This window comes from Dokdonella sp. GW821-FHT11D02 (assembly GCF_058808595.1).
Genome location: NZ_CM179520.1, coordinates 2652822 through 2673974 on the forward strand (window position 1 = coordinate 2652822; position 21153 = coordinate 2673974).

Consider the following 21153-nt stretch of genomic DNA (forward strand, 5'->3'; position numbering starts at 1 on the left):
CGGCGCGCGATTTCCGCGGCGACTGGCGCTCGTGGACCGGCTATACTTCGCCGTCGATGCACGCCCCCGGGAGAAGCGGCCCTGCCGCTGCCGAAGGCGCAACCGCCCGTAATCGCTCAGGCTCGATACCGGCGCGTGCACACACTCTGGAGAGACCGGCGGCGCCTAGCGTGCGCCGGCGCCGAAGGGGCAAGCAGCGCGCCGTGACGGCACGCTTCCAAACTCTCAGGCAAAAGGACAGAGGGGCGCCCGCGTGCGGCTTCGCACGTGCTTCGTACGCATTCCGGACGCCTCCATGACCCAGACCGCCTCGCCGTCGCTGCGCGACCTCGAACATCATTCCGCTTTCGTCGAACGCCACATCGGTCCGAACGACGCCGAGATCGCGCAAATGCTGCGCGCGGTCGGCTACGGCTCGCTCGATGCGCTGACCGACGCGATCGTTCCGGCCAAGATCAAGTCGGCCGCGCCGCTGGCACTGCCGCAGGCGATCAGCGAAGTCGAAGCGCTGGCGAAGATCCGCGCGATCGCCGACAAGAACCACGTCTTCAAGAGCTTCATCGGCCAGGGCTACTACGGCACCCACACGCCGAACGTGATCCTGCGCAACATCCTCGAGAACCCGGCCTGGTACACGGCCTACACGCCGTACCAGGCGGAGATCTCGCAAGGTCGCATGGAGGCCTTGATCAACTTCCAGACCATGGTGGCCGATCTCACCGGCATGGAGATCGCCAACGCCTCCCTGCTCGATGAAGCCACCGCCGCGGCCGAAGCGATGACCCTGGCCAAGCGTTCGGCCAAGTCGAAGTCGAACGTCTTCTTCGTCGCCGACAACGTGCACGCGCAGACGCTCGAAGTGCTGCGTACGCGCGCCGAGCCGCTCGGCATCGAGTTGCATGTGGGCAGCGACGGCGACGCGATTGGCGTCGATGCGTTCGGCGCCCTGCTGCAATACCCCGACACCTTCGGCGGCGTGCGCGACTACCAAGCCGTGGCAGACGCCGTGCACGCGCGCGGCGGCATTCTCGCCGTCGCCAGCGACCTGCTCGCGCTGACCTTGCTGAAGGCGCCGGGCGAGTTCGGCGCCGACATCGTGGTCGGCAATTCGCAGCGCTTCGGCGTGCCGTTCGGCTTCGGCGGCCCGCACGCCGGCTTCATGGCCTGCCGCGATGCCTACAAGCGCTCGATGCCGGGCCGCCTGATCGGCGTCTCGATCGACACCGAAGGCAAGCCGGCCTACCGGCTGACCTTGCAGACGCGCGAGCAGCACATCCGCCGCGAAAAGGCCACTTCCAACATCTGCACCGCGCAGGTGCTGCTGGCGGTGATGGCCTCGATGTATGCGGTCTACCACGGCCCGGACGGATTGACCCGCATCGCGCGCCGCGTGCACCGCCTGGCTGCGATCCTCGCCGCCGCGCTGCGCCAGGCCGGCGTCAGCGTCGGTGCCGACTTCTTCGATACGCTCGACGTGACCGACGTCGACGCCGACGCGATCCACGCGAAGGCGACCGCGGCACGCATCAACTTGAACTACTCCGGCGATCCCGGCCGCGTCGGCATCAGCCTCGATGAAACGACCACGCGCGAAGACGTCGTGCAGCTGGCGGCACTGTTCGGTGCGCGCATCGACGACATCGACGCGCTCGACGCCGCCAGCAGCGACGCGATCCCCGCCGCGCTCGTGCGCCGCTCGACGTTCCTGCAGCATCCGGTGTTCAACACGCACCACAGCGAGCACGAACTCCTGCGCTACATGCGCGCGTTGGCCGACAAGGACCTCGCGATGGATCGCACCATGATCCCGCTCGGCTCCTGCACGATGAAGCTCAACGCCACCGCCGAGATGATTCCGGTGACCTGGCCCGAGTTCGGCAACATCCATCCGCTCGCGCCGGCCGCGCAGACGCAGGGCTACAAGGAACTGATCGACGGCCTCGAGGCGATGCTGGTCGAATGCACCGGCTACGACGCGGTCAGCCTGCAGCCCAACTCCGGCGCGCAGGGCGAATACGCCGGCCTGCTCGCGATCCGCGCCTACCACCGCTCGCGCGGCGAAGACCATCGCGACATCTGCCTGATCCCCGAATCGGCGCACGGCACCAATCCCGCTTCCGCGCATCTGTGCGGCATGACCGTGGTGGTGACCAAGTGCGACGCCAACGGCAACGTCGACGTCGACGACATTCGCCGCAACGCCGAGAAATACAGCAATCGCCTCGCCGCGATCATGATCACCTACCCCTCCACGCACGGCGTGTTCGAGGAAGACGTGGTCGAGATCTGCGAGATCGTGCATCAGCACGGCGGCCAGGTGTACACCGACGGCGCCAACATGAACGCGCTGGTCGGCTTGGCCAAGCCCGGCAAATGGGGCTCGGACGTCTCGCATCTGAACCTGCACAAGACCTTCTGCATTCCGCACGGCGGCGGTGGTCCGGGCGTCGGCCCGTGCGCGGTGAGATCTCATCTCGCGCCTTTCTTGCCGAGGACGCTCGGTGGTAGCGGCGACGTCGGCATGGTCAGCGCGGCCAACTTCGGCTCCGCCTCGATCCTGCCGATCAGCTGGATGTACATCACCCTGATGGGCACGGCCGGACTGCGCAAGGCGACCCAGGTCGCGATGCTCAACGCGAACTACATCGCCAAGCGCCTCGAACCGCACTACCCGACCCTGTACACCGGCCGCAACGACCTGGTCGCGCACGAGTGCATCCTCGACCTGCGCACGCTGAAAGACACCACCGGCATCAGCGCCGAAGACGTGGCCAAGCGTCTGATCGATTTCGGCTTCCACGCCCCGACCTTGAGCTTCCCGGTCGCCGGCACCTTGATGGTCGAGCCGACCGAGAGCGAATCGCTGCACGAGCTCGATCGCTTCATCGACGCGATGATCCAAATCCGCGAAGAGATTCGTGCGGTCGAAGACGGCCGCCTCGATCGCGAGGACAACCCGCTCAAGCACGCGCCGCATACCGCCACGCAAGTCAGCGCGAGCGAGTGGACGCATGCCTATCCGCGCGAGCTGGCCGCTTTCCCGCTGCCAACGCTGAAGCTGCAAAAGTACTGGCCGCCGGTGTCGCGCGTCGACAACGTCTACGGCGACAAGAACGTCATGTGCGCTTGCATTCCGATCGATGCGTACAAGGAAGAAGCCGAAGCCTGAGCGAGCGTCGCTCGGCGAATCTTCGCTTTCCTCGTATTCGAGCAAACCAGCCCCTGGCCACAGCCGGGGGCTTTTTTTTTGCAACGTCGCTCCCTTCGTTCCGCCGTCTCGGCGAGATCGAAGGCATCAGCGTTCGCGCCTTACGACATCCCTTCGAGAGGCACCGAAGACAGCGCTCGCGCCGAGCGCGATTCAACGCTAGCCGACGGCGCGCAATCACGATCGCAGCCTTTAGCGGTCGCGCGTCACAAAACATACGTAAAGAGTCGTAAGCCGACTTCTTCGTCAGCAAGCCGACAGGTTGTCGGCGTAGAACGCGCAGCGCTTCCCCGGAATCTGGCATCGCGCAGACAGCATTCGCATCGACCTATCGTCCCAGAACGCCCTTGTCTGCCGATTATTCGATAATCGACAACGGAGTTTCTATGGTCACTCGTAGAGAGTCGTTCAAGGTCATCGCCTCATCGCTACTCGTACCGATCCTCGATTCTTCGATACTCACGGCGCTCGGCGCCGCCGCGCAGAGCGCACGTGCGACCGAACCTGCCTGCGCCACCTGCGCCAGCACCGATTCGCTGCGCAAGATCTATGCGAACGTGCTCGATTCGGCTGCGCAACTCAAGCGCGTCGCGCTGCCGCGTTCGTTGTTGCCGATGCGCCGCTCTTCGCGCGCCGGCGTGACCATCCAATACGTGGAATCGGCGACCGGTAATCTCGCGCTCGCGGTCGAAGACATCCACCTGCGCGGATTGCCGGGAATCAGCCTCAAGCGCTATTACAACGGCGCCTCCTCGCTCGATGCCGGCCTCGGCAAAGGCTGGACCCTCGCCTTCGACGATCGCGTCAGCATCAGCGGCAAGAAAGCGACCTTGGTCACCGCCGCCGGAGACACGCTGGAACTCGACGCGACCGCCGGCGGTTACGCCGCGGCCAAGCCGGGGCTCGGCGCGCGCTTCGCACTCACGCGCGTCGACGCACGCACGCTGCGCGAAACGCTGGCCGCGAACATCGCGCGCATCTACAGCTTGCAGAGTGGCACGTATCGATTGAGCGGCTACGACTACGGCGCCGCGGGCCGCGTCACGATCTTGCGCAACGAAGCGGGACGCATCCAGTCGATCGAGAGTTCCGCCGGCGGCCGCCGCATCGACTTCGTCTGGAACGACAAAACCGCGGTCGCACGCCTGACCAGCCTGATCGACAGCGCCGGACGCACGGTTCGCTTCGACTACAACGGCGATCTTTTGAGTAGCGTCGTCGACGTCGCAGGCGCTTCGTGGACCTACGCCTACAGCGCCGATCGGCTCAGCGCGATCGTCGATCCGGAAGGCACCGACGTCCTGAGCGTCGCCTACGCCGGCAGCCGCGTGTCGAGCACGACCACCATCGCCGGCACGATCCGCTACGACTACGCCGCCGGCGGCAGCACCGGTCTCAACGATGCCGGCGGCCGCCGCATCCTGCTCTCGCACAACGCCGACGGCCAGCTCGTCTCGGCCACCACCACAGACGGTAAAACCGTCACCGCCGACTACGCCGCCGATGCGCGCTTGAGCCAAGTCGCCGACGCCGACGGCATCCACCAGTTCGCCTACGACGCCGCCGGCCGTCCGGTGCTGTCGGCCAAGGGCAAGAAGTGGAAACAGTGGCGTTATGACGAGCAGGGACGGCTCGTCAACGCGGTCGATCCGGCCGGACCGGTCGCCTACGTCTACGACGACAAGGCCGGCACCGTGCAAGCGCAGAGCGCACGCAAGGCGCGCGCCTACACGGCGGCGTATCGCAACGGTCTGCTCGTCTCCCTCAGCGGCGCCAAAGGCAATCACGCGTTCGCCTACACCGCCGCCGGTCAGCTCGCTAGCATCGGGCCGAGCCAGACGCCGCACGTTCAATACGAATACGACGACGCCGGCCTGCTGCTCGCCGAGCAATTCGGATCGGGTTATCGCGCCAGTTGCGTGCGCAACGCGCGCGGCCAGGTCACGCATTGGGCCGACTCGGCCGGACGCCAGTTCAGCTTCCAGCGCGACTCGCGCGGCGCGCTGGTGCAGGTCGCCAACGCGAAAGGCGACTGGGCGCGCGCGCAGCGTGACGCCAGCGGACGCATCGTGGCGATCGTCAATTCGAGCGGACAAAGCCGCCGTTTCGCCTATGGCGACGATGGCGCGTTGAGCCGCTACGTCGACGCACTCGGCCGCGACTACGCGGTGGAGTACGACAGCGCCAACGGTCGCGCGACGAAGATGACGCAGACCAACGGCAACTCCAGCATCGTACGCGCCGCCAACGGCGATGCCGTTTTCGCCGCCGGCGCAGCCGCTGGTAAGACTCCGGCCGGTGTCACCGCATCAACCTCGATCGACGACGGCTGGCTGGACCCGCTCGGCGGCGAAGGCTTGATCGGCTCCTTCTCAGGCTTCAGCGCCTATGCCGCAACGCAGATCGCCAGCACCTCCAACGGCGACATTCCCGCCGCGCTCGCCTCGATGCTGGTCATGTCCGGCGACTCGGGCGGCGACGACGACGATGGGGACGACGACGACGGCGACGATGATGATGGCGACGACGACGACGACGGTGATGACGACGACGACGGCGACGACGATTGCACTACCTGCGAGTCGACCTATACGCAGACCTGCGATGCGACCCAGGAAGACGCCTACAACAGCGCGCAGACGACCGAAGTGGCAGCCGACGCCCTGTGTGCGCTGACGATCGAAACCGGCCCCGGCGTTCTGCTCTGCCTCGCGGCGGCGGAAGCGGTGTATTGGGCACAGGTCAATACCGCCGACACCAACCATTCCAACTGCGTCGCGTTGATCCCGCAGAACTGCTACTCGCAGTGTCAGTGAGCTGGCTAGGAGATTGAGCGCCAGGGAGCCGGCATCGACGAATCGGACCGATCGGCAGCGATCGGTCCGATTCGCAGCAAACGGCACCGCTCGTGAGTCGCAGCGGAAGCGCCGCTAACTACCCGCAGCGAAGGAACGCTGCCTTCGACTCCTCACTTCACAAGGAGGCAACGACCATGACTCTGTCCCGCTTCTCGCGCAACTGCCTGCTCGCGCTCGCGCTGTTCGGCGTCGCCGCAACAGCGCACTTCGTGCTGCGGCAGCACGCCGCGATCAAACCCAGCGCCGCAAGCTCGGCGCTGTATGTGAGCTGCATCGTGCTGATCGGTCTCGGCTGGGTCGGTCTCCGAGAGCTGCGCGCGCTCGACCGCGACTCGCTGGTGCGATCGCTGCGCATCACCGCCATCGTGCTGATCGTTCCGATGCTGCTGATCCCGGCCGCGCGTAACACCTTCACGATGGTGCTGGCGGCGGTGGCGGCCTTCGCCTCGTTCCCGCTGGCGCTTTGGTACAAGAACGAACGGCGCTCCGACCGCCGCTGATGGGGGCAGGAATGGAAGCCGTGCTTGCGCCCGCGCCGTCTTCGGCGTCGAACGAAAACACTCTCCCTGCCGCGCAGATCGTCGACGCCTGCCGGCGCATGCTGACGGCGCTGCTGCGTGACGGCGTGCCGCCGCATGCGGCCACGGCCGCGTTCCATCTGCCCGCGTTCGCGCGCCTCGACGTCGGCCTGCGCACGCGCGGCGCTCTGCGCGCCTCGATGCCCGGCCGCGGCGCGAGCGCCGAAGCGCAGTTGGCCGACGCGGTCGCCCGCGCCTGTGCGGACGAACGCACGCAACGCGTGGTCGCCTGCGAGCTTGATCAGATCGACGTGGAAATCTGGCTGCAGACCGCCGCCGAACCGATCCCGCTCGCACGCCGCGAATCCGCGCGGGAACTCCTCTCCGGCCGCTGCGGCGTTCGCGTCGAATGGGCCGACGCCAGCGCCGACATCAAGCCGGCCGAGGTGCTCGAACGTGGGTATCGGCGGCCGGCCGACCTGCTCGATGCGGCCTGCGAGCAAGCCGGCTTGTTCGCCGGCGCTTGGCGCGAATCGGCTTGCCGGGTCAGCCAGACCCGCTGGCGCCACCTCTGCGGCGACCCGAACGGCGGCGGCGTCGAGCTGCACGGCCTGCGGCGGCTCGACGCGCAGGCGCCGACCGCCGCGTCGATGCGTCGCTGGATCGATCAGGGCCTGAGCTATCTCGCCAACAATCAGCACAGCGACGGCAGCTACAGTTATCTGTTCTATCCGCTGCGCGGCAGCAGCAGCGCCGAACGCTCCAACACCGTGCGCAGCTCGGGCTGCGCCTACGCGATGGCGCACGTGGCGCAAGCGTGCTCGGCGGCCTCGCGCGCGACGGCTCTGCACAGCGGCACACGCGCAGTAGACGGCATCCTCGCGCGCTGCACGAACGGCGCCGACGGCGGTTTGCTCGTGCCCGAACTCGGCGATGAGGCATCTGGCACCGGCAAGCTCGGCTCGACCGCGCTGTTGGCGCTGGCCCTGCTCGCGCCGGCGCTGCGCGAGCGCTACGCCGCGCAAACACAATCCCTGCTCGCCAGCGTGCGCTCGGCGCAAGACGGAGACGGCCGCTTCCGCTGTTACTTCGGCAGCGCGCGCGAAGCCGGCGCGGCGGTCGACTATTACCCCGGCGAAGCCTTGCTTGCGCTGGTACACGCGGCCGAACTCGGCTCGCGCGAATGTCTGCTGACGTGCCGCCGCGCATTCGCGCCGTATCGCGAGCATTTTCGCGCCGCGCCTGCGGCGGCTTTCGTCGGTTGGCATGTCGATGTGTGGACGCGCATGGCGCGGCTCGAACACGGCGGCGACTACGCCGCGTTCGCGTTCGAGCAGATCGACTGGCTGCTGCCTCGCCAGGACCTGAGCGATCCGCTCGCCGCGGAATACGGCGGCTTCCGCGTCGCCGGCGCCTACCCCAACGTCGCCTCGACGGTGTACGCCGAAGCGACCATTCGCGCCGCCGGCCTCGCACGCGAACTCGGCGAGGTGCGGCGTTGGCAGCGTTATCGTGCCGCCGCACTGGCCGCGTTGCGCTTCTGCGCCGGCCTGCGCATGCGTTCCGAGCAAGCCGCCTTCTTTCCGCATCCGCAGCGCGCGATCGGCGGCGTTACCGGCAATCTCGTGCGCTTCGAGGTGCGTGCCGACCACGTCCAGCACCTGATGACGATGGCGCTGGCCGCCTTGCAAACCCCCGAGTTGCTGGCGGAATGAGCTCCGCACCGGCGCAAGCGCCCGAACCTCTCAGCGACGGTGCGGCCGAGCTCGACGACCTGCGCGGCGTCGGCGGTTGGGAACATTCGCCCGATCGGCGCAGCCGCCGCTTCCGCCGCGAGCTGCTGCAACTTCCCGACCCCGACCTCTGGCGCCCCGCCACCGGTGTCGCACTGGCCGATGCGTTCGATCGCCTGGGCTCGATCGACGGCGACGCGTTGGCCGCGCGCCTCGCCTGCACGGACGGCGCAGCGCGACCATGGCCGCCGCGCGAGCCTGTGTTGTGGCGAGCGCTCAGCCATCCGTTGTCGACGCAGGCGCTGGAGCGCAGCGGCGCACAGCGTTACGACGCCGGCCGCACGGCGCGCGAGGCACGGATTTGCGCGCGCAGCGTCGCCTCGCTGCGCGAAGCGCTCGCCGCAGCCGATCCGCACGACTTCAGCGCCGCGATCGAGCGCATCGGCCGCGTAGCCGGCGACGGCATCGGCTTTCGCACCAGCCCGGTCGCCTTGCACGGCGACGCCACCGGCGCGCGTCTGCGCTTTCCGCCTCATCGCCACATCGCGACACAGCTGGCGCAATTGCACGACTATTTGCGCCGGCATCTCGCGCGCGATCCGCTGTTCGCCGCTGCCGTCGCGATGATCGCGATCACCAACCTGCATCCGTTTCTCGACGCCAACGGACGCTGCAGCCGCATCCTCGGCAATGCGCTGCTGCGCATCGCGAGCCCGCAAGCACTCACCTATCTGCCGTTCTACGACGTGTCCTGGCATTGCGGCCACGGCTGGGAAATTCGCGTGCGCATCGCCGAGCTGTGCGCGGACTGGACGCCGGTCTGCGCGTATCTGAGCGATTGGGTCGAGGTCGCCTGCGCGATCGCCCCGCGTGTGATGACGCGGGGCGAATCGTGAGCGAGTGGCGACAGACGCTGCACCGTCATTTCAGCCGCGCCGCGGAGCGCGGATTTCCGGTGCTGGGCACAAGCGAGCGTCGCAGCACGCCGTTCAATTCGACGCCTTACGTGGTCGCCTACGCCGAGTTCGTGCAGCGCGCGTCAAGCTGGCCCGGCCGCGCGGCGTTGGTGGCCGCTTTTCAACGCTGCTTTTCGGATGCGCTCGCCGCCGGTATTGCGGTGGATGCGATCCTGCTCGGCGGCAGCTTTGTCGAACTCGCCGGACCCGCGCCGCGCGATCTCGACAGCGTGTGGTTGTTTCGCAGCGCCGAGGGACGCGGTCACGAGGTCGAACTGTTGCGAGCGCTGCAAGAGCAGTTCCGGCAGCAGTCGATCGACACGCGCTTCGTGCCGCTGGATGCCGATCCGATCCTGTTGCTCAAATCGGTAGCGTTTTTCTCCATCCTCTACAGCAAACGCAAAGGCGAATCCGCGCACAGCCGCGGCTTGCTTCTGATCGATTGCGCCGGCGCGGGCTGATGTCGGTGCAGAGCCTGCCGCTACCCGCACTCGCCTCCACCACGGCGATGAAACCGCTGTACGGCGACGCCTACGATTTTCCGCTGCGCCAAAACGAACCGCGCCTGCGCTACGTTTTGATGACCGGCCCGCGCAGCGGCAGCACCTTTCTTTCGCTCGCCCTGTGGCAGACGCAACGCCTCGGCGCGCCGCTCGAATATCTGAATCTCGACCGCTTGCAGCGTCGGCTGCGAGGCGGCGACACACGCGCCTTCGCACACTACTGGAGCGCGATCAAACGCCGGCGTACCTCGCCCAACGGCGTATTCGGGGTCAAGCTGTTCGCCCATTTCGCGTACCAGATCCAGTGCCGGCACAAAGCGCTGTTCCACGAACTGTTTCGCGACGGCCGCGCGATCCGGCTCGTACGTCGCGACTCCGTCGCGCAGGCTGTCTCGCTGGCGCGCGCGCGGCAAACCCAGCGTTGGTATGCGAGCGACGTCGAAGCGAAAGAGCCGGCCTACGATTTCGAGAGCATTGCGAATGCGCTGCAACGCATCCGCGCGTTCGATGCATGGTGGGATTTACTCGCCGCCTCGCTGCGCGAGCCGCCGCTGCGGCTGGTGTACGAGGACGTGGTGGCCGCACCGGCGGCGGCCGTTGCGGCCGTCGCCGCTCACTTGGAGGTCGAACTCGACAGCGCAGCGCCTGCGAACACGACGGCGCACTTGGACGTGCAGCGCGACGAGATCAGCGCGCAATGGTGCGCGCGTTTCCGTGCACAAGCGCCGCGCGCTGGGCTGCCGGCCTAAGCGAGATCGCGCTCGCAACGAAAAAAGCCGGGGCCTGAGCCCCGGCTTGCATGAGGTCGACGCCTGCTTCGGCCAGGCGTACGACGATGCTCTGCTCGGCGGAGCACGCATGGCGGCTCCGGACGATGCCTTACGGCGCCGGCTCCGGATCGATGCTGACGTCGTCGAGGTTGTAGTTGGATATATAGCCGGCGCTCTCGCTGTAGTGGAATTGGAGCGTGTGCTCGGCACCGTCGGCGTAACTGCCGATGTCGACGCTGCGTTGCGTGTAGCCCGCCTCGGCCTCGTCCGGCTCCGGATACGAAGCGACTTCGCGGCCGTCGATGCGCACGCGCAAGATCGAATCGCCGCCGCTGACGTGGCCGATCCACAACCAGAAGTTCAAGTAACGCGGCGCACCCGCCGGAATCGTCAGCGTCTGCGTCACCGACGATTCCTCCGGCACGCCGTCGATGCCGCCCAGCCAGGCCCAGATCGCCGCACCGTGCGGCCCGGCGCTGCCGCTGCCGTCGCCGCAGAAAACCAGCGCGCACAAGGCGGTGCCGCGGTTGCTCGAGCTGGAACGCCAGGGGCCATCGCCATTGATGCTGCCTTCGAAGCTACCGTCGGCGACCGGGTTGGGAATCGGCGGATTGTCGAAGCCGTTGCCGAACAGCGCATCGATCGGCGCGTCGATGCCGCTCACGACGAAGGACTGCATGCCTTCGGCGCCGGTGCGCGTCCAACCGGCGACGGTGAGGCCGTCGCCCGCGATCGCCGTGAGCCCGCCCTCGAAGCCCCAAGTAGACGGATAGGCGATCACCCGCGCCGTCATGAAATCGGTCAACAGCTCGGTGCCGTGCGCCGCGGTCCAGACGTAGGGGGCTCGCGGCGGATACAGAAAGTACGAGCCGGAACCGACCACGGTACGGCCGTCGTCGCTGACGCCGAAGGCGAACGGCATGTCCGGAATCTCGATCACCTCACCCGTTTCGACATTCAGCCGCCAAGCACTGCTCGCCTCGTCGCGCGGGAAGAAATGACCGACCACCCAGCGTCCGTTGCCGCTCACCGCGACGCCCTCGCCGACGTTGCGCTCGACGCCGTCGACGCGCGCGAGCGGATAGGAGGCGACGCCGTCCTTCCACACCACGCCGCGACGGTAGCCGGTAGTGGCCTCGTCGCTCCAGCCGGCGATGACGCGGCCGTCGGCACTGATCGAATTCGCCCGCGACGCCGTGGCCGGCTGGTCGACCGGCAGTGGCGTCACCGTGCCGCTCGCGGCGGAATAGTAGTAGGCCCTGGCCACGCTCCAGTCGCTCATCCAGGTGAGCCCGACCGCCGAGCCGTCGTCGGCGACGTCGTCGACATAGGCGTTCTGCAGATCGGCCGGCAGCGGCAGCGCGCTCGGTGCGGACGCGCCTAGCGGCGACAGCGCCGGCGCATTGATCTCGCCCGGCCGCGCCACCGAACCCGACAGCGCACCGAGATTGTTGATGCCGCGCACGTAGCTCATGCCGGTAACCGCTTCCTCCGTGCCGCTCGCGCGCAACCAGCGCGCGCCGCCGGCATCACCGGTCGAGAGCGCCAGATAGTCGCCGTTCTGCGAGAACTTGGCCGCCTGTGCCGCGGCGGTGTGCAAGGGAATGAATTCGCCGGCGGCGGCAGCGGAGCCGCTGACTAGCGAAACCAGAAAAACGAGAGACGAACAAGGACGCATGAGGGAGCGGCTCCTGGCGCGAACACGCGAAGACCGCCGCAGCCGCAACTGCTTGCCCATGCGCTGCCGGCGGGAGCTTCACGTTAGCGGCGCGCGCACCGAACGAAACTCGCGCGCCATGCGCGCACGATGCACAGATTCTGGGAATCCGATCAGCGTGTTCCTGACGCGCTACATCCGCATCAATTTTGGATGCGATCGTCGCAATGCGGCGCGTCTTCCGCCCCAGAAACGCGCAGTCGGCGAAACCTCGGAAGCGCGCGAAAGAGTCGCCGCCGCAAACGGCCGAGATCGCGCAGCCGTAGCAAGCCGAACAAGAAAAAGCCCGCCTGGAGCGGGCTTTTGCGTCAGGCCGAAGCCATCGACGACTTGGGAAGCTGGTCGAGAAACGCCAGCAGCGTGTCGTGGAAGGAGGACTTTATCGCCTCGTAGCCAAGATCGTTCGGCTGCAAATCCACCAGAGTCATCTGGGTCGATATGCAAGAAGCGATGGTCTGGCGCAGCTTCTCGGGAGCCGGGTGGGTGGCGATCAAGGCGCCGATCAACGCGCGCATGGCCGCCGCTTCGCCCGCCTGATGAGCGATTTGAGATTGCGTTGCATCCACGATTTCCTCCTTACAGTTCGAGCCGAGCCGTCAAAACTATACGCCCTTTCGCCGGCGGCCCACGCGCAAAAAAAAAGCCGAGGCGCGCGCCTCGGCTGGGAGAAAAGTGCCGGTCTTGCCCGGCACGGTCGGAGTGTTCGTAGGCGGGTCAGCGTGGCCGGCGCGACGTCACCGCTGCATTCGGCTGTTGCGGCGAGCGAGTCGGAGCGACCAGCGGCGGCTGCGCGGCGTCGAGAGTGACGTCGTCGAGGCTGTAGTTGGACGGATTGCCGGTGGTTTCGGCGTAGCGGAACTCGATCGCATGCGCGGCGCCGTCGGCGTAGGCGCTGACGTCGACGCTGCGCTGGGTGTAACCCGCTTCGGCCGCGGCCGGTTCCGGATAGGACGCCAGTTCGGTGCCGTCGACGCTGACCACGAGCTTGGAGTCGCCGCCGTTGACGGCGCCGATGCGCAGCCAGAAGTTCAGATACTGCGGACCGCCGGACGGAATCGTCACCGATTGCGAGGCCGTGGCTTCTTCCGGCGTTCCCGCATCGACGCCGCCGAACCAGGCCCACACGCTGCCGGTGCGCGGCGCGGCCGTGCCGCCGCCGGTGCCGCACGAAGAGAGCGCGCACAGCGCGGTGCCGAACGCGGTCGAGGTCGACGTCCACGGACCCGCACCGCCGCCGCTGGCTTCGAAGCTGCCGTCCTGCACCGGGTTGGCTGCCGGTGCGCCGTCGAAGCCGTCCTTGAAGATCGCGTCGGCCGGCGCGTCGACCTCGGTGACGAGGAAGGACTGCATGCCGTTCGGGCTGGCGCGCGTCCAGCCGGCCACCGTGCTGCCGTCGCCGGAGATCGCGGTCAGGCCGCCTTCGAAACTCCAGTCCGACGGATACTCGATGCCGCGCGAGCTCATGTAGTCGGTGAACTGGACAGTGCCGCCGGCTTCGGTCCAGATCAGGGCCGCGCGCGGCGGAAAGTCGAAGAAGCCGCTGGCGCCGACCACGGTCTTGCCGTCGTCGCTGACGCCGAATGCGAACGGCATGCCCGGAATCTCGGTCAGCTCGCCGCTTTCGACGTTGAGACGCCAGGCGGCGCCGCCGTCGGGGCTCGGATAGTCGCTGCCGACCACCCACTGGCCGTTGCCGCTGACCATCGACGCTTCACCGACGTTGAACGCCGTGCCGTCGATCGTCACGCTCGGATAGCTCGCGACGAAGTCCTTCCACACCACGCCGCGGCGAAAGCCGGTATTCGGGTCGTCGTTCCAGCCGGCGATCACGCCGCCGTCCGGGCTGATCGAGTTCGCGCGCGAGGCTTCGCCCGGATCGGACACCGGCAACGGCGTGATCGTCTGATTGGCGCTGGCGTAGTAGTAGGCACGCGCGATGCTGAAACTGGTGGTCCAGGTCAGCCCGACGGCGGAGCCGTCATCGGCCAGGTCGTAGACGTCGGCGTTGTCCGTATCGGCCGGCAGCGGCAGCTGCGTCGGCGCCGCGGCGCCGATCGGCAGCGCGGCGGGAACGTCGGTGCCGCCTTCCACTTGAGAGCCGCCGTTCACTCCGATCGAGCCCGCGATCACGCCGAGGTTGTTGACGCCGTTGGAGGAATTGAGGCCGCTCAGCGGCTCCTCCACGCCGGTCGTGCGCGTCCAGCGCACGCCGCTGGTCTGGCTGACGAAGATCGACAGGTACTCGCCGTTCTGCGAGAACTTGACCGCCTGCCCTTGCGGGGTCTCGAGTGGAACGAACGTACCGGCCTGTACGGAACCGCAGGCGAGCGTGGCGACGGCAGCGGCTAACGAGGAAAGACGCATTGCGGGCTGACTCCTTCGATGGGATGCGAGTCCGCGTTCGGGAAGCCGCAGCAGTTGCGGCATGCACGCTCCCCAAGGCGAACCCGCCGACGCTAGTCCGAGCTGCCGCAAAGCGGACTCGCGATCCATTCGCGCAGCATTCGCGCAGCGTTTCGCCGCGCGTGCGGCGCGCCGGCGCGAGGATTCGTCGAGTCGGACACGCCGCGCCGGTGTGAGCATCCGGTTAAACTCCGCGGATGCTGAAGATCGATACCCACGCCCACATCCTGCCGCCGAGCTGGCCGAACTTCGCCGAGAAATACGGCGACGACCGTTTCCCGGTGATGGTGCAAACCGAAGGCCGCCACCGCATCTACAAGGACGGCAAATTCTTCCGCGAGGTCTGGGCCAGCGCGTTCGACCCGGAGGTGCGCATCGCCGACTACGCCAAGTTCGGCGTCGACGTGCAGGTCGTCTCGACCGTGCCGGTGCTGTTCTCCTACTGGGCCAAGCCGAATCAGGCGCTCGAGCTGCACCGCCACCTGAACGACCACACCGCCGCCCTCTGCCGCGACTATCCGCGCCACTACGCCGGCATCGGCACGGTGCCGCTGCAGTCGCCGCGGCTGGCGATCCAGGAAATGGAACGCTGCATGGACGAGCTGGGGCTGCAGGGCGTGCAGATCGGCTCGCACTGCGAGAACTGGAACCTCGACGCGCCCGAACTGTTCCCGTTCTTCGAGGCCGCGGCCGAACTCGACGCCGCCATCTTGGTGCATCCGTGGGACATGATGGGCGGCGCCTCGATGCCGAAGTATTGGCTGCCGTGGCTGGTCGGCATGCCGGCCGAACAATCACGCGCGGCCTGCTGCCTGATCTTCGGCGGCGTGCTCGAACGCCTGCCGCGGCTGAAAGTCTGCCTTGCCCACGGCGGCGGTGCGTTTCCCTACACGATCGGCCGCATCGAGCACGGTTTCCGCATGCGTCCGGACCTGGTCGCGACCGACAACGCGCGCAATCCGCGCGAATACCTCGACCGCCTGTACTTCGATTCCTGCGTGCACGACAAGGCCGCGCTGCGCTATCTGCTCGACGTGGTCGGACCGGCGCACGTGATGCTCGGCACCGACTATCCCTTCCCGCTCGGCGAGCAGGAGCCCGGCAGCGGCATCGCCGCGCTCGGTCTGCCGCCGGCCGAGCAGGCACGCCTGTTCCACCGCACCGCGTTGGAATGGCTCGGCCTGCCCTACGCCCGATTCGCCGACGATACGGAGTGATCCTGTGAGGCTACTTCTGTGCTTTCTGCTGTTGTCCAGCGCGAACGCTTTCGCGCAAGGCAAGACCGATTTCACGCTCAACGACGGCCAGGTGCATTTCCGCGTGCCGCCGGGCTGGAGCGCGGTAATGGAGAAAGCCGAAGGCAATCCGCAGGCGGTCGCGTTCCAGGTGCCCGATCCGGCGGCCCAAGGCAGCGAGGACAGCGCCACCGTGGTGGTGAAGACGCGCCAGCTGAAAGCGGCCGCTGCGTTCCCCGGCTTCGTGCAGGACGAGCACGCGCGCGCCGAATCGCAGGGCGGCTATCAGAAAGACGGCACCAACAAGAACGCCGCCGTGCACCAGTACTTCGTGCAGCGCGCGAAGACGCGCTATCTGCTGCGCGACAGCTACTACCTGACCGGCGAGGTCGCGGTCGAGGTGCGCTGCCAGCGGCCGCTGATCGAGAGCACGCCGGCGAATTGGAATGCGCAGTTCGACAGCGCCTGCGATGCGGTGGTTGCGTCGTTGAAGTGAGGCGCTGCGGCTCCTGCAAGACCGTTCGCCTCCCCCGCTTGCGGGAGAGGAGGAACAGCGGCGCTTATTCTCCGTAATGTATTGGTTGACATGACTCCGCACGAATCCGAAGCCCTCACCCTCGACGCGCGCGACCCGCTGGCGCCGCTGCGTGACGAATTCCTGATCCCGCATCACACCGACGGCGCCGAACAGGCCTACTTCTGCGGCAATTCGCTCGGCCTGCAGCCGCGCGCGGTGCGCGCTGCCCTGCTCGACGAACTCGACGACTGGCGCGATCTCGCGGTCGAAGCGCACTTCCGCGGCAAGCATCCATGGATGCCCTATCACGAACTCGTGCGCGAAGACCTCGCCGCCGTCGTCGGCGCGCTGCCGCACGAAGTCGTGGCGATGAATTCGCTGACCGCGAACCTGCATCTGATGATGGTCAGCTTCTATCGGCCGACGCGCGAACGGCACGCGATCCTGATCGAAAAGAGCGCGTTCCCATCCGACCATCACGCGGTCGCCTCGCAGATCCGGTTCCACGGCTACGATCCGGCCGAGGCGAAGATCGAGCTCGACAGCGACGAAGCCGGCGGCGCGATTTCGCAGGACGCGATCCTGCGTGCGCTCGACCAGCACGGCGAACGCATCGCGCTGGTGCTGCTGCCCGGCGTGCAGTACTTGAGCGGCCAGGCCTTCGACCTGCGCGCGATCACCGCCGCGGCGCACGCGAAAGGCTGCGCGGTCGGCTTCGATCTCGCGCATGCGGTCGGCAACCTGCCGCTGCAGCTGCACGACGTCGGCTGCGATTTCGCCGTCTGGTGCAGCTACAAGTACCTCAACTCCAGTCCCGGCGCGGTCGCCGGCTGCTTCGTGCACGAGCGCCACGCACGCGCCGAGCTGCCGCGTTTCGCCGGCTGGTGGGGCCACGATCAGAGCACGCGCTTCCAGATGGGACCGCAGTTCGCCGCCACGCCCGGCGCCGACGGCTGGCAGCTGAGCAATCCGCCGATCCTCGCGCTGGCGCCGCTGCGCGTGTCGCTGTCGATCTTCCGCCGCGCCGGCATCGCCGCGCTGCGCCAGAAATCGATCGCGCTGACCGGCTATTTCGAAGCGCTGATTCGCGCCGAACTCGCCGAGGTGATCGAGATCACCACGCCGCGCGAGCCGGAGCGTCGCGGCTGCCAGCTCAGCTTGCGCGTGCGCGGTCCGCGCGAAGCGGGCCGCTCGCTGTACGACCATCTGCACGCGCACGGCATCGTGGTCGACTGGCGCGAGCCGGACGTGATCCGCGCCGCGCCGACACCGCTGTACAACCGCCGCATCGACTGCCTGCGTTTCGTGCTCGCGGTCAAACACTGGGCCGCACGCGCATGAGCAAGCCGACCGTCACCCTCGTCGGCGGCGGCCTCGTCGGCGCCCTGCTCGCGACCCTGCTGGCACAACGCGGCTTCGCGGTCGAGGTGTTCGAACGCCGGCCCGATCCGCGCCAAGCCGGCTACGCCGGCGGCCGCTCGATCAACCTGGCCCTGGCCGAACGCGGACTGCACGGTCTGCGCCTGGCCGGCCTCACCGACGAAGTCATGCAGCTGGCGGTGATGATGCGCGGCCGCATGGTGCATCACCGCGACGGCCACACCGAACTGCTGCGCTACGGCCGCGACGACAGCGAAGTGATCTGGTCGATCAGCCGCGGGCGCCTCAACATCGCCCTGATCGACGCAGCCGAGCGCGCCGGCGCGCGCTTCCACTTCTCGCGCCGCCTGGAAAGCGCCGAATTCGGCAGCGGCGTGCAGCTGCGCTTTCGCGACGACCAACACGGCGATGCGCACGAGCACGAGGCCGCCTTCGTCCTCGGTGCCGACGGCGCCGGCTCCGCCCTGCGCGCCGCGATGCAGCGCGAACAGCCGCTCGGCGAGCGCATCGACGAACTCGGTCACGGCTACAAAGAATTGGAGATTCCGGCGCTGCCCGATTTTCCGAGCACGGCGCTGCCGCCCGATGCGGCGACTGTGCTCGCGCGCGGCGAACGCTTCGCGATCGAGCGCAACGCGTTGCACATCTGGCCGCGCGGCAACTACATGTGCATCGCGCTGCCGAACGCCGAAGGCAGCTTCACCGTCACCCTGTTCCTGCCCTCGCAAGGCGAGCCGAGCTTCGCCACGGTGACGACGCCGGCCGCGGCGCGCGCCTTGTTCGAGCGCGACTTCGCCGACCTGGTCCCGCTGATCCCCGAATTCGACGCCGATTTCGCCGCCAATCCGGTCGGCGTGCTGGCGACCTTGTACCTCGATCGCTGGCACCTCGATCGGCGCGCGCTGCTGCTCGGCGACGCTGCGCACGCGATCGTGCCGTTCCACGGCCAGGGTATGAATTGCGGCTTCGAGGACGCGGTGGAGCTGGCGGATCTGCTCGACGCGCAGCACGACGATCTCGCCTGGACGTTCGCCGAGTTCGAGCGCCGACGCCGGCCGAACGCCGAAGCGATCGCGGCGATGGCGTTGGAGAACTATGTCGAGATGCGCGATTCGGTCGCCGACGCCGGGTTCTTGTTGCGGCGCGAGTTGGGACGCGTGCTGGCCGAGCGCCATCCGCAGCGTTTCGTGCCGCGCTACTCGATGGTCACCTTCACGCGCATGCCCTACGCGCAAGCGTTCGCGCGCGGCGGCATCCAGGACGCGCTGCTGCGCGAGCTCGCCGACGGCAAGACGAGCATCAACGAAATCGACCTCGCGCGCGCCGATGTCTTGGTCGGCGAGCGCCTGACGCCGCTGGTGTGAGCGCACCGCAGGAACCGCCCGAGCGCGTGCGCGAACTGGTCGGGCTGTACCTGCGCACGCGCTACGAAGTCGTGCTGCCCGACGGTCGCGTCGACGTGCTTTGCATCGGCACGCCGGCACCGAACGACATCGCCAGCTGGATCGGCGCCGACACCGGCGCGCTCTATCTGAGCGCGTGCAACCCCTATTCGCAGCCGCTGCCTGACGCGCGCAACGCCAAGCGCATGAACGCGCTGCGCGTCGCTTTGCGCAACGCCGGCGCGCGCTGGCTCGAAGGCCACGGCCGCATCCCGGGCGAGCATTGGACGGAACCGAGCCTGCTCGTCACCGGCCTCGCACGTGATGCGCTCGACCGCTTCGCGCGCGATTTCGAGCAGAACGCGGCCGTCGAGGTCGCGCAGGATCATCGAGTGCGTCTGCACCTGTATCGCAGGGATTGGCGCGGCGCGATCGAAGACAATGCCGATCTCGAATGGGCTGCGCCGGCCTGAGCGATGTACGAGCGCAGCGCTGGAGTCAGCGCCTGCGCAGATAGCCGACGATCAGGCGCGTCACCTCGTCGATGAAGGCGCCGACTTTGTCGTCGACCAGCACGTCCGAACGATGCAGCACGGCGGCATGGGTCAAGGCCTCCACCGTGGTCACGCAGAAGAACGCGGCCAGATCGAGATCGGCGACCTCGATCTCGCTGCGGCTCGCCAGATAACTGCGCACCAGCGCGAATACTTCGCGGTCGACCGCTTCGACCTCGCGCAGCCGGCCGACCCGCGGCGTCTGTTCGACCAGCACGCGGTGCAGCCGCGTGTCGACTCGATGCACTTCGATCATCACCGACACCAGCTCGCGCACGCCGCGCTCGATCGGCTGCGCCGCGACCTTGGCCAGCGAATCGCGCACCAGCTGCATGATTTCCTGCATGTGGCGATCGATCACCGCCGCCACCAAAGCTTCCTTCGAGGGGAAGTACTGATACAGCGAACCGATGCTGACGCCGGCCGCGAGCGCGATGCGATTGGTACTCGCCTTGTCGAAGCCGTCCTTCTTCAAAATGCGAGCGGTCGCTTCGACCAGGGCGTCGACGGTCTGCTGCGAACGCGCTTGCACTGCCGTTTTCCTGGGCCGGGTGGTCGGATTGCGAACCATGCGCGCCGCTCCGCAAATGCGAGTATGAAATACGAGTGATGGCTCGTATTGTACTCACATCGACGCAGTGCCGTCGGCTGTCATCGATGCGACTGCCGAACCGCAGCGGCACTGCGTTCGCTCCGAACCTCCTGGAAACGCTTTCGAAGAGGCCCGCACGCATGTTTCCGACGACGTCTTCTGCTCCACGCGATTTCACCCCCGCCGCACCGCTGCTGTGGCCGTACGACCTGATCGTCGCCGCGTTCACGCGCGAGCGCGTCTGGCGCGCCGCTTTGTTGCGTCAACTCGATGCGCGCGAAGACGACGTCGTCGCCGACCTCGGCTGCGGCACCGCTTCGTTCCTGCTTCTGCTCGGCCGCGCTGCGCAGGCGCCGCGCTTGCTCGGCATCGATCCGGATGCGGCGATCCTCGCGCGTGCGCGCAAGAAACTCGCTGCCGCCGCGGTCACCGCGCCGCTTTCGCTCGGCTATCTGCGCGACGCGGCAAGCCTGCTCGCCGGCAGCGGCGTGACCAAGATCGTCTCCAGCCTGGTCTTCCACCAGGTGCCGCTGGCGGAAAAACGCGCCGGCTTGCGCGCGATTTTCGCGGCCTTGCCGCCGGGTGGCGAAATCCACATCGCCGACTACGGCTGGCAGCGCACGCCGCTGATGCGGCGGCTGTTCGGCATCGTGCAAAGAGTCGACGGCCGCGCCGACACGCAACCCAATGCCGACGGCGTCCTGCCGATCCTGATGCGCGAGGCCGGCTTCGCCGGTGTCGAGGAGACCGCGGTGTTTCCCACCGCGACCGGTTCGATCTCGCTGTATTGCGGCGTGCGACCGCATCCGGCCTGAGATTCCGCCGCA

At 67.6% G+C, this 21153-nt stretch carries 17 protein-coding genes and 1 riboswitch; of the genes, 13 read left to right on the forward strand and 4 right to left on the reverse strand.

The features are described from left to right. Positions 1 to 136 precede the first annotated feature (136 nt). Positions 137 to 251: riboswitch (glycine riboswitch) on the forward strand. 44 nt (positions 252 to 295) lie between these two features. From gcvP to AC3QL3_RS11240, 7 genes are all read left to right on the forward strand, one after another. Continuing rightward, positions 296 to 3169, forward strand: coding sequence for an aminomethyl-transferring glycine dehydrogenase (gcvP, locus tag AC3QL3_RS11210; RefSeq protein ID WP_492893540.1), 2874 nt, complete (start codon positions 296 to 298; stop codon positions 3167 to 3169). Between the two features lie 425 nt (positions 3170 to 3594). Next, positions 3595 to 6024, forward strand: a complete 2430-nt coding sequence (locus AC3QL3_RS11215) for a DUF6531 domain-containing protein (protein WP_492893542.1) — start codon at positions 3595 to 3597, stop codon at positions 6022 to 6024. Positions 6025 to 6200: 176 nt separating this feature from the next. Next, positions 6201 to 6566 (forward strand): hypothetical protein, encoded by a 366-nt coding sequence (locus AC3QL3_RS11220; RefSeq protein WP_492893544.1) that lies wholly within the window; start codon positions 6201 to 6203, stop codon positions 6564 to 6566. Between the two features lie 20 nt (positions 6567 to 6586). Then, positions 6587 to 8299 (forward strand): AMMECR1 domain-containing protein, encoded by a 1713-nt coding sequence (locus tag AC3QL3_RS11225; RefSeq protein WP_492893546.1) that lies wholly within the window; start codon positions 6587 to 6589, stop codon positions 8297 to 8299. Continuing rightward, entirely contained in the window at positions 8296 to 9213 is a 918-nt protein-coding gene (locus AC3QL3_RS11230; protein WP_492893548.1) for a Fic family protein, read from the forward strand. The genes AC3QL3_RS11225 and AC3QL3_RS11230 overlap by 4 nt, the downstream gene beginning before the upstream one ends. Continuing rightward, entirely contained in the window at positions 9210 to 9734 is a 525-nt protein-coding gene (locus AC3QL3_RS11235; RefSeq protein ID WP_492893550.1) for a DUF6932 family protein, read from the forward strand. The genes AC3QL3_RS11230 and AC3QL3_RS11235 overlap by 4 nt, the downstream gene beginning before the upstream one ends. Beyond that, entirely contained in the window at positions 9734 to 10525 is a 792-nt protein-coding gene (locus tag AC3QL3_RS11240; protein WP_492893552.1) for a Stf0 family sulfotransferase, read from the forward strand. Before AC3QL3_RS11235 ends, AC3QL3_RS11240 begins: the two co-directional genes overlap by 1 nt. A gap of 130 nt (positions 10526 to 10655) precedes the next feature. Here the strand turns inward: AC3QL3_RS11240 and AC3QL3_RS11245 are convergent, their stop codons facing one another. The 3 genes from AC3QL3_RS11245 to AC3QL3_RS11255 all read right to left on the reverse strand — a co-directional run bounded on the left by AC3QL3_RS11245 (position 10656) and on the right by AC3QL3_RS11255 (position 14627). Then, entirely contained in the window at positions 10656 to 12224 is a 1569-nt protein-coding gene (locus tag AC3QL3_RS11245; RefSeq protein WP_492893554.1) for a hypothetical protein, read from the reverse strand. 347 nt (positions 12225 to 12571) lie between these two features. After that, entirely contained in the window at positions 12572 to 12829 is a 258-nt protein-coding gene (locus AC3QL3_RS11250; protein ID WP_492893555.1) for a hypothetical protein, read from the reverse strand. A 148-nt stretch (positions 12830 to 12977) separates the two neighbouring features. After that, entirely contained in the window at positions 12978 to 14627 is a 1650-nt protein-coding gene (locus tag AC3QL3_RS11255; protein ID WP_492893556.1) for a hypothetical protein, read from the reverse strand. Positions 14628 to 14863: 236 nt separating this feature from the next. Between AC3QL3_RS11255 and AC3QL3_RS11260 the strand changes: the two genes are divergently transcribed. From AC3QL3_RS11260 to AC3QL3_RS11280, 5 genes are all read left to right on the forward strand, one after another. Next, complete coding sequence (locus AC3QL3_RS11260; protein WP_492893558.1) at positions 14864 to 15883, forward strand: amidohydrolase family protein; 1020 nt, start codon at positions 14864 to 14866, stop codon at positions 15881 to 15883. A gap of 4 nt (positions 15884 to 15887) precedes the next feature. After that, on the forward strand, positions 15888 to 16397 hold the full coding sequence (locus tag AC3QL3_RS11265; RefSeq protein ID WP_492893560.1) for a hypothetical protein: 510 nt from the start codon (positions 15888 to 15890) through the stop codon (positions 16395 to 16397). Positions 16398 to 16487: 90 nt separating this feature from the next. Further along, positions 16488 to 17759, forward strand: coding sequence for a kynureninase (kynU, locus tag AC3QL3_RS11270; protein ID WP_492893562.1), 1272 nt, complete (start codon positions 16488 to 16490; stop codon positions 17757 to 17759). Further along, the gene (locus tag AC3QL3_RS11275) at positions 17756 to 19162 is read left to right on the forward strand and encodes an FAD-dependent oxidoreductase (RefSeq protein WP_492893564.1); all 1407 of its coding nucleotides are present in this window, start codon (positions 17756 to 17758) and stop codon (positions 19160 to 19162) included. Before kynU ends, AC3QL3_RS11275 begins: the two co-directional genes overlap by 4 nt. After that, positions 19159 to 19653, forward strand: coding sequence for a DUF3293 domain-containing protein (locus tag AC3QL3_RS11280; RefSeq protein WP_492893566.1), 495 nt, complete (start codon positions 19159 to 19161; stop codon positions 19651 to 19653). Before AC3QL3_RS11275 ends, AC3QL3_RS11280 begins: the two co-directional genes overlap by 4 nt. A gap of 25 nt (positions 19654 to 19678) precedes the next feature. Here the strand turns inward: AC3QL3_RS11280 and AC3QL3_RS11285 are convergent, their stop codons facing one another. After that, positions 19679 to 20266 carry a TetR/AcrR family transcriptional regulator gene (locus tag AC3QL3_RS11285; RefSeq protein WP_492893568.1) on the reverse strand — a complete coding sequence of 196 codons (588 nt, stop codon included), beginning with the start codon at positions 20264 to 20266 and terminating at the stop codon, positions 19679 to 19681. 200 nt (positions 20267 to 20466) lie between these two features. On the opposite strand from AC3QL3_RS11285, the gene AC3QL3_RS11290 reads away from it, so the two are divergent. Then, positions 20467 to 21141 (forward strand): class I SAM-dependent methyltransferase, encoded by a 675-nt coding sequence (locus AC3QL3_RS11290; RefSeq protein ID WP_492893570.1) that lies wholly within the window; start codon positions 20467 to 20469, stop codon positions 21139 to 21141. The last annotated feature ends 12 nt before the right edge of the window (positions 21142 to 21153 follow it).

Excerpts from the sequence above, each read along its gene's own strand:
- gcvP (WP_492893540.1), top strand. The coding sequence starts at position 296 with ATGACCCAGACCGCCTCGCCGTCGCTGCGCGACCTCGAACATCATTCC.
- AC3QL3_RS11215 (WP_492893542.1), top strand. The coding sequence starts at position 3,595 with ATGGTCACTCGTAGAGAGTCGTTCAAGGTCATCGCCTCATCGCTACTC.
- AC3QL3_RS11220 (WP_492893544.1), top strand. The coding sequence starts at position 6,201 with ATGACTCTGTCCCGCTTCTCGCGCAACTGCCTGCTCGCGCTCGCGCTG.
- AC3QL3_RS11230 (WP_492893548.1), top strand. The coding sequence starts at position 8,296 with ATGAGCTCCGCACCGGCGCAAGCGCCCGAACCTCTCAGCGACGGTGCG.
- AC3QL3_RS11240 (WP_492893552.1), top strand. The coding sequence starts at position 9,734 with ATGTCGGTGCAGAGCCTGCCGCTACCCGCACTCGCCTCCACCACGGCG.
- AC3QL3_RS11245 (WP_492893554.1), bottom strand. The coding sequence starts at position 12,224 with ATGCGTCCTTGTTCGTCTCTCGTTTTTCTGGTTTCGCTAGTCAGCGGC.
- AC3QL3_RS11255 (WP_492893556.1), bottom strand. The coding sequence starts at position 14,627 with ATGCGTCTTTCCTCGTTAGCCGCTGCCGTCGCCACGCTCGCCTGCGGT.
- AC3QL3_RS11260 (WP_492893558.1), top strand. The coding sequence starts at position 14,864 with ATGCTGAAGATCGATACCCACGCCCACATCCTGCCGCCGAGCTGGCCG.
- kynU (WP_492893562.1), top strand. The coding sequence starts at position 16,488 with ATGACTCCGCACGAATCCGAAGCCCTCACCCTCGACGCGCGCGACCCG.
- AC3QL3_RS11275 (WP_492893564.1), top strand. The coding sequence starts at position 17,756 with ATGAGCAAGCCGACCGTCACCCTCGTCGGCGGCGGCCTCGTCGGCGCC.
- AC3QL3_RS11290 (WP_492893570.1), top strand. The coding sequence starts at position 20,467 with ATGTTTCCGACGACGTCTTCTGCTCCACGCGATTTCACCCCCGCCGCA.